The sequence below is a fragment of the Tropicimonas sp. genome, assembly GCF_047971885.1.
GTDB lineage: Bacteria > Pseudomonadota > Alphaproteobacteria > Rhodobacterales > Rhodobacteraceae > Tropicimonas.
Genome location: NZ_JBKEAE010000124.1, coordinates 82,409 through 100,700 on the forward strand (window position 1 = coordinate 82,409; position 18,292 = coordinate 100,700).

Consider the following 18,292-nt stretch of genomic DNA (forward strand, 5'->3'; position numbering starts at 1 on the left):
CGCGAACGGTCAGTTCCCGTTGCCATGGGTATCAGGCGAGATACCCGAACTGGCGGAAGGACGCATCCTCCTCCTTGCCGATCACCACATGATCGTGAATCGTCAGCCCGATGGCACGGCAGGCTTCGTTGATCCGGTCTGTCATCTCAATATCCTCGTTCGATGGCGACGGGTCGCCAGATGGATGGTTGTGCATCATCCACCTTGTTTTCCTAAGATACGGAAACTTATATGGAATTTGTCGGGCTGGGAGTTGGTGGGGGCTGCGCTTGGGTGCGGAAATCCCGACCAACTCCTGCCTATATCAGCTTCGCTCCCTCCCGGTAGCGCGACCTCCCTTGGGGGCATCGCAAGTCACGAAGTTTTCCTGGTCCCAACGGTCGAGGTGCTCGATGGGATAGAGGATAGTTTTCCCAAGTTTCACAAAGGATGGCCCGATCCGCAGCGACCTCCAGTTCTTCAGCGTACCGATCGAGATGGTTCCCCTGTACCGATCAGCGACTTCCTTTGTTGTCAGAAATTTTGGTTCAGTCATAGTCCGTGTCTCCGAATACCGTTGGCGCACGGGTGAATAGACCGCCGCTTTCCTCGTTAGAGAAGCCAAAAAAGATCGTAGTAGGGTGGCTTCGGGATCGCGGATATACATCGGCGGGGTTGATCCTCCCGGTCGGTTTTCCCTGCGCGGCCGATTCGGAGAATGCGGAACAGACCTGCTGTTCGCATGCGGTTCAGATATGCGAACGGCAGAGCAGACGAGGGTCGTGACTATCGCCACGCCCAACACGCGGGCTGCGATCGGATGCAGCCCATCAGAATATGAACGCAAAACGGTTGCACCCCCGCAACTACTGATTTTGCGACCTACCAGCTGCGCTTGCCAAAAATTCGCTCTATGCCTGCGGCGAGATGCCTGCTCATCTGCTCGCGCGCCAATGCGCCATTGCCGGATTGGATGGCCGCGAAGATTTCCCGATGTTCCTTCATGACGCGGCGGGAGGTGATGTTCGGTGGTGCCGACCGCAGCTGGCGCCCCAGCTGCAGGCCGAGCGAAATATGCGGCTTCAGGAATTCGAGCGTCATCGGATAATATTTGTTGCCCGTCGCGTGCGCCACCGCCAGGTGGAAAGCGAAATCCCCCTCAGCCACGGCATTGTCCTCCGCCGGGAGGTGCGCCAACGCCTCCACTGCCGCCTCAATGGCCGCTATGCCCTTCAAGTCGCCTTTCAGCGCGGCCTCTTCGGCCGCCGCGCTTTCGACGACGGCCCGAAAGTGCAGGCAGTCCTCGATGTCCATGATGGTTTGAGGGCGGGTATAGCCCGCAGGCGGTAATGGCCCCGCCCGCTTGACGAATGTTCCCGATCCACGCCGCGACTCGATCAAGCCCTCCTCTTTGAGAATTTCCAGCGCGCGCCTGAGAACGGGCCTGGAAACGCCGAGATTTGCGGCGATGTCCACCTCCCGCGGAAGGCGGCCGTCGCCGGACATTTGCCGCGCCGCCAGCATGTCGCGCAGCTGTCCGACTGTGTTCATCACCAGGGGGGATTCCATAGGCGCATCTCCATTTGATTTGTAATCATATGTAAAAATAGATCTACGTCAAATTAAAAAAACGATTTAGTATCAATATGATAATATGGTGCAACACAATGACGATCCATCTGATATTGACATATAGTCTCTCATTTGGTCACAATCGCCCTATTGAGGGAGGTGGCCGTGAAGATCATCGGCGTCGAAACACTACAAATGCAGGAAGCCAGTAACCTTGTGTGGGTGCAACTGCACACCGACGAGGGTCTTGTCGGCTTGGGGGAAACCTTCCGCAATCCTAATGCGGTCATTGCCTATGTCCATTCGACGGCGGCCCCGGCCCTTATAGGTAAGGATCCGTCACGGCGGGTTGCGATCATGCATGATCTCTCGCGGCGCGTCGGGAACCACTTCAACGGGTTCCCGAGCCGAAGCGTGGAGGTCTCGGGAAATTCCGCGGTGGACCTGGCGCTGTGGGATATCTTCGGGAAGGTGCAGGGGCAACCGCTCTACCGCCTGCTGGGCGGGCGGGTGCACGACAGCATTCGAGCTTATAACACGTGTGCCGGAGCGCGGTACAACAACAGGATCAGGCACAATTACAACACGGAACTGATCAGCCGCGACGACACCGCGCCCGAAAGCATCGCGCCGCTCGATGATCTGCTGCTTCAGGTCTTCGAGCCAGTCCGGCTGGCCGAGGAGCTGCTTTCGGAGGGCATAACGGCCATGAAGATTTGGCCCTTCGATCCCTTTGCGCTCAGAAATGGTGGTCAAGAAATCCGCCCCGATGAATTGCGCAAGGCGCTCTGGCCCATCGAACAGATCCGCAATGCGGTCGGCGACCGTATCGATATCATGATCGAGTATCATGGGTTGTGGAAACTTCCAGCCGCGCTCGAAATCGCCGAAGCGCTGCGCGATCTGAACATCTACTGGCATGAAGAGCCAGTCTGGATGCAGAACTTCGACGACATCGCCGTCTACAAATCCCGTGTGAAAGGCCGGGTTGCCGGCAGCGAGAATTTTGGGACGGTGCCTTGGTATCGCGAGGTATTTGCGCGCCGTTGCGTCGACGTGGCCAATTTCGATGTCGCCTGGATTGGTGGGCTCAGCGAGGCGGTCAAAGTCGCCCATCTCGCCGAGGCTTACGACCGCTCCATCGCGCCGCATGACTGCACCGGCCCTGTTACGCTGGGGGCGAATGTCCACCTTCTGGTGGCCAGTCCACACGGCCTCATTTGCGAAACCGTGCGTGCGCATATGCAGGGATTTTACGCAGAAATCGTCGATGCCGTGCCGCGGATCGAGGATGGCCGGGTATATCCCTCCGAAGCGCCGGGTATCGGAATGGCCCTCTCCGAGCGCTTCCTTGCCCGCACGGACCTCGCCCGCCGGCTTTCGGGAAAGGCCGCCTCATGAAACCGCCGCCGTTCCAGAAACTTCCGGTAGGCAGCGTGGATTCGCATATGCATCTCTACGCTTCCGGCCCGCATCGGGAAGACGCCCCCTTCGCGGTGCCCGAGGGGGGGCTGGCGGCTTATCGCGCGGTGATGGACCGGCTCGGCATAGATCGCGTCGTTCTGGTGCAGTCGATGCTTTATGGCGCCGATAATTCGGTGATGTTGGCTGGGCTCGACGGACTGGGACGCGCGGCGCGGGGTATCGCCGTCACGCCGGCCGATGCGCCGGACGCGCTCTGGAATGGCCTTTCGGAACAGGGGGTGGTCGGGCTGCGCGCCTTCATGTTGCAGGGCGGCATCTATGCATGGGACGATCTGCCGCGGCTGGCCGCCCGTCTGGCGGACCGAAACTGGCAATTGCATCTGCAACTGGACGGACGCGACTTGGCTGGGCGGGCGCAGATGCTTGCCGAACTGCCCTGCGTGCTGGTCGTCGATCATGTCGGCAAATTCCTTGAGCCGGTCTCCCCCGATCACCCCGCTTTCTTGGCCCTGCTTGATCTGGTTGCGTCGGGCCGCGTCTGGGTGAAGCTTTCCGGCCTCTACGAAACCTCGCGCACGGGCGGCTCGGACTATGAGGATGTTGCCCGGCTTGCCCGCCGGCTCGCCGCGGAAGCGCCCCATCGTGTCGTGTGGGCGTCGAACTGGCCACATCCCAATTTGCAGCCCGCGCCGGATGACTGCGCGCTGGTCGATCTCGCCCGGCGCATCGTACCGGGAGCGGCCGGGCAACGGATGCTTTTCGCGGACAATGCGGCAGAGCTATTCGGCTTTGCGGAGGTGGCGGCATGAACTTTGAAGGCAAGTCCTACATCATCACGGGCGGCGCCGGCGGAATTGGCTTGGCCTCCGCGCATTTTCTGGCGAAACGGGGCGCGCGCCTCGTGCTTGCGGGCCGCAGCCCATCGCCCGAGGGTTTGCCCAACGGCGCTCTCTATGTTCCGTGCGATGTCTCCTCGCGGCAGGCGGTGGACGCCCTGATTGCAACCGCGGTGGAGGCGCACGGCCTGCCGGATGGCGTGGTCACGAGTGCGGGTATTGATCGGCATCATGATTTTTTCGCGCTTGATGACACTGCGTTCGCGGAGATTCTCGACATCAACGTGCTGGGAACGTTCAGGGTCGTGCAAGCCGTGGCGAGGCTCTGGGCAGAGCAGCCCAGGCAAATGCCGGCCAGCTATTCGGCGGTGCTGGTGTCCTCGATCAATGCTGTGATCGCGACACCGACCCATACTGCCTATGCCACCTCCAAGGGCGCGATTGCCCAGCTGACGCGCGTGCTAGCGGTCGAGCTGGCGCCCTATGGAATTCGCGTGAACGCCATGGCGCCCGGCACCGTGCGCACGGCATTGCTCGATGCGCTGCTCGACGAAAAGCCCGCTGCACTCGATTCGATCCATGCCCGGACGCCGATGCGCCGCGTCGCCGAAGCCGAGGAAATTGCCGCGGGTATCGGATTTCTGCTCAGCGACCACGCCAGCTATTTCACCGGCCAAAGCCTTTATGCCGATGGCGGTCGCACGGCTCAAAACCTGAGCTTGACACCAATATCTGGAGAAACGCCATGACGTCTGTAGTCAGAGCACTTGCATTCGCCGCCATTTGCGGGGTGAGCCTGCCGGCCCTCGCGCAAGAGGAGCCAAAGCTCGTGCTGGCCATTCATGGCTCGGCCACCAATTCCTTCTTCCAGGCGGTCAGGTTGGGTTTTGAGGATGCCTGCGCCAAGGTAGGCGCGGATTGCCAGATGTTGTTTGCCCAGACCGACGGATCGATCCCCGAACACGTCGCCAATCTGGAGACGGCCATCTCGCGAGCGCCCGACGCCCTCATCACCACGATCATCGACGACCGTGCCTATGACGAGGTTCTGGCGCGTGCGCGGGAGAGCGGCATCACCGTCATCGCTACCAATGTCGACGACACGGAGGGCGCGCGGGGCAATGCGCGGCAGGCTTTTGTCGGGCAGGATTTCGTGGCGGCCGGATATGAGCTGGCCAGGGACCTTTCCCGACATTTCCCGGCTGAAGGTCCGTTGACCGTGCTGATCGGCGTGAGCCTGCCGGGCGCCAATTTCGCCGAAAAGCGCGCTGCCGGCATCGAAAAGTTCCTGGCGGACTATCAGGCGGCCAATCCTGATCGCGCGATGACGGTGAGGCGTATCGATTCCGGCATCGACCCGGCCGTGACGGCCGAGCGCGTGGGCTCCGCCCTGACCGCCGATCCCGGCCTGACGGCGTATTTCGACATCGTGAACAACAACTCAGCGGTTGCCCGCATCCTGCGCGACCGCGGCATCGGGGCCGGCCAGGTCCTCCTCGCCGGTTTCGATCTTGTGCCGCAGGTGGTGCAGGAGCTTCAGTCCGGCTACATCCAGGTTCAGGTCGACCAGCAGCCCTATATGCAGGGCTTCCTTCCGGTAGCGATGGCCTATCTCGCCCACACTGCCGGCCTTTCGCCCGCCGACGTCAACACCGGCAATGCGCTGGTCTATCCCCAGGATGCCGAAGCGCTGCTCGCCCTTTCGCGTGAGGGATTGCGTTGACAATCGCAAGGTTGCATACGCCTGCAACGCGCTCGCTCGCAGCCAGCCTGGTCCAGCGGCCGGAGACGGCGGGCATCCTGCTGCTCGTCCTGCTGCTGGCCTTCTTCCAGATTCAGTCGGGTGGAGCGTTCCTGTCCGCGGACAATCTGCGCGGGCTGGCGGCCCTCACCCCGGAAATTGCCATCGTGGTCGTGGGTGTGACCGTGCTCATGATCGCGGGCGAGTTCGACCTGTCGGTCGGCTCTGTTTTCGCGCTGGCGCCGATGTGCATGGCCCTGCTGCTCGAGGCCGGCATGCCCATGGCTGTCGCGCTGGCATTGGGCCTGCTCGCCGCCGCCATGGTCGGGCTGGCAAATGGCGTCATCACTCTCAAATCGGGCATTCCGAGCTTCATCGTGACCCTGGGCATGCTGTACATGGCCCGCTCCGTCACCGTCGTTTTGTCCGGCGGTTTCCCGCCCGTGCTGCCGTCGGACCTACCAGACTGGTTGTTCGTGGCACCGCTGTGGAGCGGCAGCATCCTGCGCATGTCCTTCGTGTGGTTCCTCGCGCTGGCGCTGGCGGCGGGATGGATGATGGGCCGCTCCAATCTAGGAAACTGGATCGCCGCGACGGGCGGATCGCGCGAGGCGGCCGCGGCGATGGGCGTTCCTGTCGCTAATGTGAAGCTCTTCGCCTTCGTCCTCTGTTCGCTCTTGGCCGGCATTGCCGGCATCCTGCAGGTGCTGCGGCTGGGCACGCCCTATCCGTCCATCGGCGAAGGGGTGGAATTGCAGGCGATCTCGGCGGCCGTGATCGGGGGCGCGGCGCTCAGCGGCGGCATTGGCACGGTGCTTGGCGGCGTGGTCGGGGCCGTGTTGGTGCGGGCGATCGACAATGGCATGGTATTGACGCGCATCGACGCCAACTGGTTCAAATTCGCCATCGGCTTCCTCACGGTCTTCGCGGTCATCGCTAATGGCTGGCTGCGCAGCAAGACGCGGGGACTGAAGCTGGGAGGCCGGTTATGAGCGGCCAGATATTCCTGCAATGCGACGCCCTCAGCAAATCCTATGGTGGGGTCGATGCGCTCAAATCGGCTTCGCTTGCCATCCGCGAGAATGAGGTGGTTGGCCTGGTGGGAGACAATGGCGCGGGTAAATCGACGCTGATCAACATCCTGTCGGGCAAGCAGCAGGCGGATGCGGGTACGATCCGCATCGGCGGACAGGCGGTGCGTATCCGCAAGCCCGCCGATGCCCGCGCATTGGGCATCGAGACGATCTATCAAGACAATTCGACGGTGCCCACTATGTCGGTGGCGCGGAACCTGTTTGTCGGCCGCGAGCCGCTCGCCTGGTCGATCCTGGGTCTTGGACCGCTCGATTCCAGCCGTATGGCCGCGGATGCGGCGGCGGCCCTGGCTGAGGTCGGGCTGCATCTGCGCTCGCCCGATGCCTTGGTGGGAGAGTTGTCGGGCGGGCAGCGCCAGGGGGTCGCGATTGCCCGCGCGATGTATTTCCGCTCCAAGATGATCATCCTCGACGAGCCAACGAACCACCTCTCCGTCAAGGAGACGGACAAGGTCATCGCCTTCGTGCAGACGCTGCGCGGACAGGGCAAATGCGGCATCTTCATCAGCCACAATCTACATCACGTGTTTGAAAGCTGCCATCGGGTAGTGGGCATGGCGCGGGGCGAGATCGTTCTCGACAAGCCCGTCGACGCCACCTCGATCGAAGAAATTCACGACATTTTGTAACCAGCGTTTTCTGGGGAGGAAGAGATATGGCTCAGACCACAGTCAGACTTACCATGGCACAGGCCCTGGTCCGATATCTTTGTAGCCAGTTCATCGACGACGATGGCGTCGAGCGGCCTCTGTTTGCAGGATGCTTCGCCATTTTTGGGCACGGCAATGTCACTTGCCTGGGCGAAGCGCTGGAGGCCGCCGGTGAGGCTCTGCCCACTTGGCGTGGGCAGAATGAACAATCGATGACGATGGCCGCCATCGCCTATGCCAAGGCCAAGCGGCGCCGGCAAATTATGGTCGCCGCCTCGTCCATCGGGCCGGGAGCCACGAACATGATAACGGCGGCGGCGGCGGCGCATTCAAACCGTCTTCCCCTTTTGCTTCTCGCCGGCGACGTATTTGCCGGGCGGCGCCCCGATCCAGTGCTTCAGCAAGTGGAGAATTTTGGAGATCCCACCCTCACTGTGAACGATGGCTTCAAACCTGTTTCACGCTATTGGGATCGGATCACTCATCCCGGTCAGATCTTGAACTCGCTGCCCCAGGCGGTGGCCACCATGCTCGATCCGGCAACCTGCGGCCCCGCTTTCATCGGCCTATGCCAAGATACGCAGGAACTGGCCTTCGACTATCCCGAGGCATTCTTCGTGCGGACCGTGCACCGCATCGCCCGGCCAAGGCCCGACCGCGCCGCCGTAGCCGACGCCGTTGCAGCGCTCAGCGCTGCGAAGCGCCCGCTTATCATTGCCGGAGGTGGCGTGCGCTATTCGCTGGCAGAGGCGGAGGTTATGGACTTCGCCCGGCGCCGCGGCATTCCGGTCACGGAGACGATTGCCGGCAAGGGAACGATGATCCATGGCGATCCGCTCGGCCTCGGCCTGATCGGCGTGCTTGGCTCCTCGTCGGCCAATGGAATGGCGGGCGACGCTGACCTGGTGCTTGCCATCGGGACCCGGCTTCAAGATTTCATCACCGGCTCGTGGACCGTCTTTTCCCCGGAGGCGCAGATCGTCGCCATCAATACGGCCCGCTTCGACGCCGTCAAGCATCGCGCCCTCCCTGTGGTCGGCGATGCACGCGAGACGCTTATTGAAATCGACGCGGCGCTCGGCGGCTGGGCTGCCGATCCCTCCTGGCTGGAGCAAGGTCGGCAACTGACGGCGGAATGGGATGCGTTGGTCGACCGCCACCAGGCGGCTGACAATTCGCTCGTGCCCTCCTACGCCCAGGTTGTCGGCGTCGTGAACCGGCTTTCGCAGCCGGAGGACATGGTTCTGACCTCCGCCGGCGGCATCGTGGGCGAACTGACCAAGGGCTGGCGCTGCAAGGGCATCTACGGTTTCGATTGCGAGATGGGCTCCTCCACCATGGGTTACGAACTTGCCGGCGGCTGGGGCGCGGCCATGGCGAGGGAGGACGGCGAGGTCTTCGTTATGCTGGGCGACGGCTCCTACATGATGATGAATTCCGACATCTACTCAGCCGTTCTTGCCGGACACAAGATGACGGTCATCGTCTGCGACAATGGCGGCTATGCGGTCATCAACCGGCTGCAAACTGGCAAGGGCAACAAGCCGTTCAATAATCTGATCGCAGACTGCCGCGTCAAGGAGCCCTTTGCGGTCGACTTCGCTGCCCATGCGGCGGCCATGGGTGCGGCGAGCCGCACGGTAGAAAGCCTGATCGAACTGGAGGACGCGCTGACATGGGCGCGCGAACAAACGCGGACGACGGTTATCTCGATCAAGGTCGCGCCTGACAAATGGGTTCCCGGCGATGCCTGGTGGGACGTGGGCGTTCCCGAAGTCAGCGAAAGAGCCGAAATCCGTGCGGCCCGCGGCGAACATGCTGAAGCGCGCAAGCGCCAAAGATATGGGGTTTGAAATGCTGACCCCCGGCAACGCCTTCAAACAAGGTCTAGCACAGCAGCGGCAGATGGCAGGCTTCTGGGTCAGCCTCTGCTCGCCCGCATCGGCGGAGATACTGGCTCTTTCCGGGGCGGACTGGCTGCTCCTCGACATGGAACATGCACCAAACGAGGTTGCGTCGATTGCCGATCAGCTTCGTGCAGTCGGCAGCGCCTGCCCGGTCGTCGTACGCCCGCCGGAAGCAAATCGAGCTGTCGCGAAGCGCCTCCTCGATGTTGGTGTTCGCTCGCTGATGTTCCCGATGATCGATACGCCGGAGCAGGCTCGGGAGGCTGTCGCCTGGACGCGCTATCCGCCCCATGGTGTCCGTGGCATCTCCGGCGTTGTCAGGGCCACGGGCTATGGCCGGAATGCCGACGGATACCTTGCACGCCAGCACGACGACATATGCGTGATCGTCCAGGCGGAAACGCCGACCGCGCTCGCCAACATTGAGGCGATTGCGGCGGTGGAAGGTGTCGACGCCATCTTTATCGGGCCTGGAGATCTGGCCGCTGCGATGGGATTCGCCGGCAAGGGAGGCGTGCCCGAGGTGAGGCAGGCCATCCGCGATGGGCTCGGCCGCATCCGTGCGGCCGGGTGTGGTGCGGGTGCCCTTGGCTATGGTGTGGAGCCCGCGAAGAGCCTGTTCGAGCAGGGTGCTACTTTCGTGGCGGTGGGAGCCGACACATGGATTTTGGCGCGTGAAAGCACCGGGCTCATTGAAGGAATAAAGCAATGATTAGCCGCTGCGACGAAGCTGCACGCGCGACCACGATGCAGCCGGCCGCCACCACTCGGTCATAGGAAAAAAGCAATGCCGCAATTTAAAAACAAAGCCCTGCCCGACGGTGTGAAGCTGGGCGTCAGCCCGCTTAGTTGGACCAACGAGGTCCTTGAGGATCTTGGGGCGGACATTACGCTTGAGACTTGCCTTGCGGAAGCCGCCGGCGCGGGTTTTCAGGGCATGGAACTGGGCCGCAAGTTTCCGCGCGATCCGGCCACGCTTAGGAAAGTGCTGGGCGAACATGGGCTGGAGCTGATCTCCGGCTGGTATTCTGGGCTTCTGGCCGATCGGCCGGTCGCCGAGGAGCAGGTCGCAGTGGCCGCTCATGCTAGGCTCCTCGCGGACATGGGAGCCGCGGTCATGGTTTATGGCGAGACGGGGTCGATGTTCCCGCATGCGCCGCTGGACGCTTCGATGTCGAAACGGGTGAAATTGGACCCCTCAGATATGCGGGACTATGCCGCCCGCCTCGATGAGTTCAGCAGATGGCTGCTCGGTCAATATGGATTGGAACTTGCCTACCACCATCATCTGATGATGGTGGCGGAAACCTGGGATGAAATTTCCAGCCTGTTCGACCAGGCGCCGTCTGCCGGCCTGCTGCTCGATACGGGACACGCCTATGCCGGCGGCTTCGACTATTTCAGCATGATCGAGCGGTTCGCCAGTCGCATCAACCACATCCATCTCAAGGATGTGCGGTCCGATATACTCGAAAGGGTCCGCACTCAGGATCTCAGTTTCAATGCCAGCGTGCGCGCGGGCATGTTCACCGTTCCTGGGGATGGCGTCATCGACTTCGAGCCACTCCGCCGCTTCGTCAGCGACAGCGGCTACCAAGGCTGGATGGTGGTTGAAGCTGAACAGGATCCCACCGTTGCCATTCCTGCGCCCACGGTCAGGCGGGCCTTTGACTACGTGAGCGGACTTTTCGCCGCCTCCAAACCCACAGCCTGACATCGGCTGCACACTCTCAGCTACGGAAGCGAAAACCATGACAACCTCTCGAATTGGTGTTGGACTTATCTCGGTCGGCTGGATGGGAAGGCTGCACACGCGCGGATATCGGGGCATTTGTGAATTCTTCCCGGAACTGGATGTTGATGTCGATCTGGTCGTGGCGGCCGATCCCGTTGAATCCAGTGCCCGTTATGCGGTCGACAGGCTGGGCTATCGCTCGGCGGCATCCGACTACCGCGATGTGCTGGCCAACCCGGATGTCGATGTCGTCTCGATCTGCTCTCCGAACTTCCTGCATCACGAGATCGCCGTCGCGGCAGCCAAGGCCGGCAAGCATTTTTGGATCGAGAAGCCCATGGGGCGGTCCTTGGCCGAGTCCCAGGCGATCGCCTCGGCTGCGGCCGAGGCGGGCGTGAAGACGGCGGTTGGCTTCAACTACCGTCATGTTCCCTCCCTGCAACACGCCCGTGATCTGGTCCGGTCCGGCGCGCTGGGACGCATAAACAGCGTTAGAGCTGCTTTTCTTGCCGACTATGCGGCGGATCCGGATACGGCATTGTCGTGGCGTTTTATCCAGGCACAGTCCGGCCCCGGCGTTCTGTCCGATCTCATGTCGCATGCCGTCGACCTAGCCCAATATATCGTCGGTCCAGTTTCAGAAGTAACCGCGCTGACAGAAATCTTCATCAAGGAGCGCCCGCTCCCCGCCACGCAAGGTGCGGTAGCTTTCGCCAAAGGCGGAACTGAAGGTCCACGGGGTACGGTTGAAACGGACGACTATGCGGCGCTGCTGGCGCGCTTTGCCGAAGGAGCCGTCGGCACGATCGAGGCGTCCCGCGCCCATGTTGGGCCGCACGCGGAATATACGATCGAAATCTACGGGACCGAAGGGTCGGTACGGTGGAATTTCCACTACATGAACGAGCTCCAATTGGCCATGCGCCAGGAGGCTGGCTACCGGACGGTGCGGGCCGCGCCGGGGCAGGGCGAGTTTGGGCGCTTCCAGCCCGGCATTGGCCTGTCGATGGGGTTCGATGACCTCAAGACCATCGAGGCTTACCAATTTGTCCGCTCGGTGATCGAGGACACCCAGATCGCGCCATCCGCCGAGGAGGGGCGCAGCGCTATCGCCGTCGTGCAGGCAGCACTTGATAGCGTGTCGTCGGGCCGATGGGAAAAGGTCGCGGGGCCAGTAAGGCCGTAGCCAACGCCATGGTGTCGGGATGGCATTGACCATCACGACGTCGAATTCACTGGCGGGCCAATTCGCAGCCCAGGCTCCGCCGAGGTCGAGAACAACAGGGCGGGCGGCAGGTGCCGAATCGCGAAAGGAGAAATTAGATGACGGGAATTGCACTTATGGGCGCCGGGCGCATGGCAAAGGTCCATGCGGCCTCAATTGTTAACGCTGGAGCACGGGTTGCAACAATTTTCGACCCGGTGTCGGCAGCGGCGGAGGCGCTTGCGGAAGACACTGGTGCGAAAGTCTGCGCTACAGCAGCGGAAGCGATAGCGGATGTGGACGCGGTTCTCATCGCGACGACCTCGGACACGCATGTCGAGCTGCTGTATGAAGCCGTCAAGGCCGGCAAGCCCGCCATGTGCGAGAAGCCGCTGGCACCGAGCTACAAGCAAAGCCTTGAATTCGTGGCGACCGTTGGTGAGGCCGCTGCTAGGAAAGTGTTCCTCGCCTTCAATCGCCGCTTCGACCGTGGCCACGCCTCGGTGAGGGAGGCCGTGCAATCCGGCAAGATAGGCCGCCTGGAGCAGGTGACCATTACCAGCCGTGATCCGTTCCCGCCGCCGCTCGATTACATCCCGCGCTCCGGCGGTCTGTTCCGCGATATGATGATCCATGATTTCGACATGGCGCGCTCAATCGTCGGCAAGGACATCTCCAGCGTAACGGCGCACGGTTCTTCGGTTGTCGATCCCGAGCTCGGTAAGCTCGGCGACATTGACACCGCATCGGTGACGATGCTGGCGGCGGATGGCACGATCATCACTATCCTCAATTCCCGCCGCTGCGCCTACGGTTTCGACCAGCAGATCGAGGCGTTCGGGGCCACGGGCATGGTGATGTCAGACAATCCCCGCCAGTCCGGCTTTCGCAGCTTCACCAAGGAAGCGCCGGGCACCGATGCCCCCATCCTTGAATTCTACATGGAGCGGTACGGGCCAAGCTATACGGCCGAGATCCGCGCCTTTATTCGTTGAGCGACACCGCGCCTCGGTCCGTGGTGAACTCATAGGCGCGCAGCCATGCTTGCCGTAGAACGATAGGATCGGAGGGCAGGCCGCGGACCTGCTCGACGAAGCGGGCGAGATGCCAGGCCACTTGCGGGTCGGTGGGCCGATAGTCGGCAACGGCGGGCTCGACGGCGCGGGCTTCGCCATGGCTGTCGATCTCGACCACCCAGGGAACGACGGTGCCACGCGCCGATTGCCAGACCAGGGCCGAGGCGAATCCGCCCGCGAGGATCAGGCAGCCGAAGGCCATGAAACGCCAGTTGCGGGCCGAGCCGATACGCTCGTCCCAGACCTGGGCCGCCCGCTGATAGGGCGTGACGGGTTCCGGTGTCTTGCCGTAATGGGTGGTGGGGCGCTTGAAGATGTTCATGAGCGGTCGCTTTCCGATAGGCTGATGGATGAGCCGCCGCCGTGGCTGTCACCGGCGCGGACTGCGTGGGCGGCGGCGGTGACGCCATGGCTCATGGCCTGGCTGTGGCGCATGCGCTTCGCCCAGGCCGGCGGACCATCGGGCGAAGATGTGCTTGCAGGCGCGGGCGCAGCGCCACCGCCGATCGTTCCCATGGTCGAGCTGCCGCCGGTCGTCTCGAACCCGCCCTTGATGCCAGCCGCATGGCTGGACTTGAGGCTTTCGGTGGCGCGAGAGACGGCGCGTTTCAGAGGGGAGATGGCGGCGGCGCCACCGGCGCGGGCAAGGCCGCCGAGACCAGCCGCGACGCCTGCTGCGCCGGATTCGCCCATGGAGCCGAGCGTGTAGGCAGAGGAGGCCGCGCCGGCGGCCGATGCGCCGCCGCGCGCCAGGGCAGCGCCGCCGGAAAGGGCCGCGCCGCCGCCGCGCGCGGCGAGCATAGTTGCGCCCCCGGCCGCGATCGCTGCGCCGCCGACGGCGAGGCCGGTGCCGATGGCAGCGCCGGCGCTGAGTTGCGGGCCGCCCGAGACTAGGCCGGTGGCAATGCCGGGGCCGAAGATGCCGAGGCCGAGAAGGGAGAGAGCGGCAAGGACGATGGCCATTGCGTCGTCGATGGTCGGGGTCGCGCCGCCGAAGCCGGCGGTGAACTGGCCGAACAGCGTCGAGCCGATTCCGATGATGACCGCGAGAACCAGCACCTTGATGCCGGAAGAGACGACATTGCCCAGGACACGCTCGGCCATGAAGGCGGACTTGCCCCAGAGGCCGAAGGGGATGAGGACGAAGCCGGCCAGTGTGGTCAGCTTGAATTCAATCAAAGTGACAAACAACTGGATGGCCAAAATGAAGAAGGCGAGGATCACAAGCGCCCAGGCGAAGAACAGGCACAGGAACTGCACGAGGTTCTCGAAGACCGCGATCCAGCCCATGAGATCGGAAATGGATTCGAGCAGCGGTCGGCCGGCATCGAGGCCGGTCTGCGCGACGCGGCCGGGGCGCAGGAGATCGGCGGTCGAAAAGCCGGTGCCGGAAGCCATGAGCCCGAGACCGGCGGACGACTCGAAGACGATGCGGGCGAGATTGTTCCAGTTGGAAATGATGTAGGCGAAGACGCCGACGAACAGCGTCTTCTTCACCAGACGCGCGATGATGTCGTCGTCGGCGCCCCAGGCCCAGAAGAGGGCAGCGAGCGTGATGTCGATCACGATCAACGTCGTCGCAATAAAGCCGACTTCACTACCGAGCAGACCGAAGCCGGCATCGATGTAGCTCGTGAAGATACCGAGGAAGTTGTCAATGACGCCGGTGCCGCCCATGGCTCGGGGTTCAGCATCACCTCGACGATGGATGGATCGCGCAACAGGTCCGAGATGGCAGGCCCGAGCGCGGTGCGGAGCATACGTGCGCCGCGTTCCATCGTTGCCTGTTTGCGATTTTGGCCAACCATCTCGTCCCCATTTCCGGGGATGAGGGCGAAGGCGGTCCCCGGATGGGGACGACTAAAAGAACGGCCAAACGGCCTGATTCAACAAGTTTCGGTCGTAGTAGTAGTGCAGCGAGATAATACAGGCGCACGGCGGAATCGGCTTCGGGCGGCAGCATCAAATCGGGCAGCCTGAAGCGAATCAGTCTCGTCGTTCAGCGATGGCGTTCCTGCTGCGCGAGCCCGCGCCGGGGAGGAAATCAGGCCAGGGACCAATCCTCGACCCGCAATCCGGCTATCCGCGAAAACTCACCGACATTGTTGGTGACGAGGATGAGGTCGCGCGCCATGGCCTGTCCGGCGATTAACGTATCGTAGGGACCGATCGGGGTGCCGCGCCGTTTCAGCTCGGCCCGGATTTCGCCGGCAACGCGCGCGTCCTCCCGATCGAAGTCGAGGATGGCAAGGTCGGCGAATAAGAGCCGGAGCGTTTCGAGGTTGAACGCGATCTTCTCACTACGATAGGCGCCGAAATAGAGTTCATGGGCGACCACGGACGAAACGGCGAGCGAGCCAGGTTCGGACGCCTCGACCCGGCGCAGCAAGGCTTCGGAGCGCCTCGCCAGCAGCGAGATCACAGCATTGGTATCGAGGAGACGGATCGTCACCGGAACGCCTGGTCGAGTTCGGGCCGCATCTGGTCCTGCGGCTGGTCGCGGCCCTCGGCCATGAAGTCCGCGCTCAAGCCGCGCTCGACAGCGGCATGGAGCGAGGCCCAGCGCCTGCCCTGGTCGGGCCTGGGACGCAGGATCACCGCGTCGCCTTCGCGCGACACCTCGACCTCCTCGACGTCGAAGCGGAAATCCTTCGGCAAGCGGACGGCCTGCGAATTGCCGGATTGGAAGATTTTGGCGATGTGGGGCATGGCGGCCTCCCGTATAAACGGAGACGTATATACGTGTCGGATCGAGGTTGCGCAAGCATGGTCACGCATCGCCATCTTCTTTACGCGGGGAAATGTCATCGGGGATCTCGCTCAGGAAGCTGCTGCCCTGCTGGAGCCGCATACCGAGCGTCTGGACGAAACCCTCGAACCGCTCCTTGCCCTTGGCCTGGGCTACCGCATGGGCATCCGATGGAAGCGGCGGCGTCGTCGTCAGCCAGTGGCGGATAAACAGCGCCAGTGTGTCCGCCGTCAGCCGGACGTCGCGTTCGAGCCGCGCAGTCTGGCGCGACAGGCGATCGAGCCGTCGGGTGGAGTCGTTGGGCAGCCGCCGCCAGATCGGCAGGAGCAGCCCCGTCACCATATGCAGGACGCCTTCGGAAAACTCCGGCACGTCGGCCAACTCGGCGTTCCAGGCCGAGGCGAAAGCGTGCCGGTCTGCCTCGACCCAATGCGTCCCGCCCATCAGGCGGATGGGGATGTTGTGTGCTTCCATCGGCCGGATCAGCCGAACGCGGCGGTCGACCTCGCCATCGTCGAGCATGATGGCGGTGGTCGGAATCTGCACGGCGGCTCGGCCCGACTGTTCGTTGATGAGGAGCCGGGCTCGCGGATCGGCAAGTTCGGCAAGAGCGGCGTCGAGCGAGACAGGCCGGTTGCGCTTGCGCTCTGCGATGGTCAGCAGGCGGGTTTCGGCACCTGTTCGCGGATGGGTATAGATCGTCCGCCGGTCGGTCACGACGAAGCTCTCCGCGCGCAGCGTTTCCAGCCCCGCGTCATAGGTGCCGGACGCGATAGCGCCCTCGATGCGGGCCGTCAGGAGCTGCTCGAACACCGTGAAGAGGACGCCCTGAAGCTCGATCGTGAGCGCCAGGAGGCGGTTTAAAAACATCGTGATCGGCGGCAGCTCATCCTTGATGCCGTTGTCGTCCATGAGCTTGAGGCCAGTGGCGGCCTGGAAGCGTTCAAGCGAGCATCCCTCGACCTTGCCGCGCACAAGCAGGAGATAGAGTTGGCGCAGAGCGTCGCGCGCGTAGTGCGATTCCAGATTGTCCTCGGGCCGGAACAGCCCTTGACCCCCGGTCTGCCGCTGGCCGCGCGTGATCGCGCCCAGCGTGTCGAGCCGTCGGGCGATGGTCGAGAGGAATCGCTTCTCGGACTTCACATCGGTCGAGATCGGTCGGAATAACGGCGGCTGCTTCTGATTGGTCCGGTGCGTGCGGCCGAGCCCTTGGATGGCGGTGTCCGCCTTCCAGCCGGCTTCGAGCAGATAGTGGACGCGCATCGAACGTCTCGTCCACGGTCCAGGCGCCGGGGATGTGGTTTGAATGGGCTTCGCCGGCATAGATCACCGTTTCAAGCTGCGCGTCCGAGAGCAGGCGATGGATCGTCCTCGGCAGGAGCGGGCGATAGCTCGGCTTGGGCGGTGCAACGCTCGCCATGGCCGCCGACTGCACGAGCTGGGTCGGATGAGCCTGGGCGCCGGGAATACGGATGACCTGAAGACCGTAATCCTCGTAGATGGCATCGCTGATGTGAACGCCTTCGGCCGCCTGCCAATCCTGCGTCTCGTAGTCGAGAGGCGCGGCCTCGGGCTCGGCGGGCGCGACGGGGCGCGCGATCTTGGCGTTGCGGCTGATATAGCCGCGCACGGTGCGGGGCGTGGACGAAGCCGCAGGTAGGCCGGGAAGTTCGACGGGGAGACGGGCCGGAACCTGTTCCGTCACCCAGCCCATCAGCGTGGCGACATCCGGCGCGACGCCGGGAGCAGCCGGGAAGGTGGCGGGATCGTCGGCCGGCAGCTTGTCGATAACGGTGAGGCGCGTTGCGACCGTGGTGCCGTGCTTGGCATAGACGGAACCGTCGATCGCGGCCGAGAAGGCAACGCGACCACGCTCCTGCATGCGGTTGCGGAAATCATGGACATGGTGGGAACCTCGGGAGAGCGGAAGGGATATGAGCCCGCCGGCGCTCTCTCTCGACCGCACGGACTCGATCCCTTCCGGCCTTCCTCTCCCTCTTACGCCGTGGTCTTAACGTGACGCCACCATACGATCCGCTCGTCGCGGCTGCGCGCAACGAGACCCTGCGGGCGTCCAGGTATCTCGGCCGTGCCCGGTGGCGACGATGGAGTGGATACCACCGCTGGAGCCGCGTCGAGACGAAGATGCATTGTGTCAGACTTCTGGGCCAGCGGCTCATGGCGCGGGACTTCGATCGTCAGGTCGCCGAACTCCAGGTCCGCATCGCCGTCCTGAACGGCTACACCGTGCTCGGCATACCTGTCACAGAGCCTGTGGGATAAGTCTGTCCGGGGAAAGGCGAACCCCGACCATCAGCCGATTT

The 18,292-nt window shown here is 63.1% G+C and carries 16 protein-coding genes and 4 pseudogenes; 12 read left to right on the plus strand and 8 right to left on the minus strand.

The annotated features are described in order from the left end of the window. Positions 1 to 31: 31 nt before the first annotated feature. Entirely contained in the window at positions 32 to 199 is a 168-nt protein-coding gene (locus ACK5IR_RS10575; RefSeq protein WP_416928652.1) for a JAB domain-containing protein, read from the minus strand. Between the two features lie 662 nt (positions 200 to 861). Beyond that, the gene (locus ACK5IR_RS10580) at positions 862 to 1,548 is read right to left on the minus strand and encodes a FadR/GntR family transcriptional regulator (RefSeq protein WP_416928654.1); all 687 of its coding nucleotides are present in this window, start codon (positions 1,546 to 1,548) and stop codon (positions 862 to 864) included. A 168-nt stretch (positions 1,549 to 1,716) separates the two neighbouring features. Between ACK5IR_RS10580 and ACK5IR_RS10585 the strand changes: the two genes are divergently transcribed. The 11 genes from ACK5IR_RS10585 to ACK5IR_RS10635 all read left to right on the plus strand — a co-directional run bounded on the left by ACK5IR_RS10585 (position 1,717) and on the right by ACK5IR_RS10635 (position 13,138). Continuing rightward, entirely contained in the window at positions 1,717 to 2,952 is a 1,236-nt protein-coding gene (locus ACK5IR_RS10585) for a mandelate racemase/muconate lactonizing enzyme family protein (protein ID WP_416928656.1), read from the plus strand. After that, on the plus strand, positions 2,949 to 3,785 hold the full coding sequence (locus ACK5IR_RS10590) for an amidohydrolase family protein (RefSeq protein WP_416928658.1): 837 nt from the start codon (positions 2,949 to 2,951) through the stop codon (positions 3,783 to 3,785). The genes ACK5IR_RS10585 and ACK5IR_RS10590 overlap by 4 nt, the downstream gene beginning before the upstream one ends. Beyond that, complete coding sequence (locus ACK5IR_RS10595) at positions 3,782 to 4,561, plus strand: SDR family NAD(P)-dependent oxidoreductase (RefSeq protein ID WP_416928660.1); 780 nt, start codon at positions 3,782 to 3,784, stop codon at positions 4,559 to 4,561. The genes ACK5IR_RS10590 and ACK5IR_RS10595 overlap by 4 nt, the downstream gene beginning before the upstream one ends. Further along, positions 4,558 to 5,535, plus strand: a complete 978-nt coding sequence (locus ACK5IR_RS10600; protein ID WP_416928662.1) for a substrate-binding domain-containing protein — start codon at positions 4,558 to 4,560, stop codon at positions 5,533 to 5,535. Before ACK5IR_RS10595 ends, ACK5IR_RS10600 begins: the two co-directional genes overlap by 4 nt. Then, positions 5,532 to 6,545, plus strand: coding sequence for an ABC transporter permease (locus ACK5IR_RS10605; RefSeq protein WP_416928664.1), 1,014 nt, complete (start codon positions 5,532 to 5,534; stop codon positions 6,543 to 6,545). The genes ACK5IR_RS10600 and ACK5IR_RS10605 overlap by 4 nt, the downstream gene beginning before the upstream one ends. Then, positions 6,542 to 7,276, plus strand: coding sequence for an ATP-binding cassette domain-containing protein (locus ACK5IR_RS10610; RefSeq protein ID WP_416928666.1), 735 nt, complete (start codon positions 6,542 to 6,544; stop codon positions 7,274 to 7,276). Before ACK5IR_RS10605 ends, ACK5IR_RS10610 begins: the two co-directional genes overlap by 4 nt. A 26-nt stretch (positions 7,277 to 7,302) precedes the next feature. After that, the gene (gene iolD / locus ACK5IR_RS10615) at positions 7,303 to 9,150 is read left to right on the plus strand and encodes a 3D-(3,5/4)-trihydroxycyclohexane-1,2-dione acylhydrolase (decyclizing) (protein ID WP_416928668.1); all 1,848 of its coding nucleotides are present in this window, start codon (positions 7,303 to 7,305) and stop codon (positions 9,148 to 9,150) included. Beyond that, positions 9,113 to 9,916 carry an HpcH/HpaI aldolase family protein gene (locus ACK5IR_RS10620; protein WP_416928670.1) on the plus strand — a complete coding sequence of 268 codons (804 nt, stop codon included), beginning with the start codon at positions 9,113 to 9,115 and terminating at the stop codon, positions 9,914 to 9,916. Before iolD ends, ACK5IR_RS10620 begins: the two co-directional genes overlap by 38 nt. Positions 9,917 to 9,991: 75 nt before the next feature. Then, positions 9,992 to 10,918: a myo-inosose-2 dehydratase gene (gene iolE / locus ACK5IR_RS10625; RefSeq protein WP_416928672.1), complete on the plus strand. Its 927-nt coding sequence runs from the start codon at positions 9,992 to 9,994 to the stop codon at positions 10,916 to 10,918. 37 nt (positions 10,919 to 10,955) lie between these two features. Continuing rightward, on the plus strand, positions 10,956 to 12,125 hold the full coding sequence (locus ACK5IR_RS10630; RefSeq protein ID WP_416928674.1) for a Gfo/Idh/MocA family protein: 1,170 nt from the start codon (positions 10,956 to 10,958) through the stop codon (positions 12,123 to 12,125). Between the two features lie 155 nt (positions 12,126 to 12,280). Further along, positions 12,281 to 13,138: a Gfo/Idh/MocA family oxidoreductase gene (locus tag ACK5IR_RS10635; RefSeq protein ID WP_416928690.1), complete on the plus strand. Its 858-nt coding sequence runs from the start codon at positions 12,281 to 12,283 to the stop codon at positions 13,136 to 13,138. On the opposite strand, the pseudogene trbF reads toward ACK5IR_RS10635, so the two are convergent. The 6 genes and pseudogenes from trbF to ACK5IR_RS10665 all read right to left on the minus strand — a co-directional run. Continuing rightward, a pseudogene (trbF, locus tag ACK5IR_RS10640) lies at positions 13,131 to 13,541 on the minus strand (conjugal transfer protein TrbF); the annotation flags it as partial. The gene ACK5IR_RS10635 and the pseudogene trbF sit on opposite strands and share 8 nt — an antisense overlap. Continuing rightward, a complete protein-coding gene (gene trbL, locus ACK5IR_RS10645) occupies positions 13,538 to 14,896 on the minus strand; it encodes a P-type conjugative transfer protein TrbL (protein WP_416928676.1) in 1,359 nt (452 codons plus the stop codon). The pseudogene trbF and the gene trbL, both read right to left, overlap by 4 nt. Positions 14,897 to 15,263: 367 nt before the next feature. Next, positions 15,264 to 15,671, minus strand: a complete 408-nt coding sequence (locus ACK5IR_RS10650) for a type II toxin-antitoxin system VapC family toxin (RefSeq protein WP_416928678.1) — start codon at positions 15,669 to 15,671, stop codon at positions 15,264 to 15,266. After that, positions 15,668 to 15,928, minus strand: a complete 261-nt coding sequence (locus ACK5IR_RS10655; protein WP_416928680.1) for an antitoxin — start codon at positions 15,926 to 15,928, stop codon at positions 15,668 to 15,670. The genes ACK5IR_RS10650 and ACK5IR_RS10655 overlap by 4 nt, the downstream gene beginning before the upstream one ends. Before the next feature lie 325 nt (positions 15,929 to 16,253). Next, positions 16,254 to 17,231 (minus strand): annotated as a pseudogene (locus ACK5IR_RS10660) (strawberry notch C-terminal domain-containing protein); the annotation flags it as partial. A 31-nt stretch (positions 17,232 to 17,262) separates the two neighbouring features. Beyond that, a pseudogene (locus tag ACK5IR_RS10665) lies at positions 17,263 to 17,850 on the minus strand (strawberry notch-like NTP hydrolase domain-containing protein); the annotation flags it as partial. A gap of 161 nt (positions 17,851 to 18,011) precedes the next feature. Here ACK5IR_RS10665 and ACK5IR_RS10670 point away from each other — a divergent pair. After that, a pseudogene (locus ACK5IR_RS10670) lies at positions 18,012 to 18,251 on the plus strand (IS5/IS1182 family transposase); the annotation flags it as partial. Positions 18,252 to 18,292: the final 41 nt, after the last annotated feature.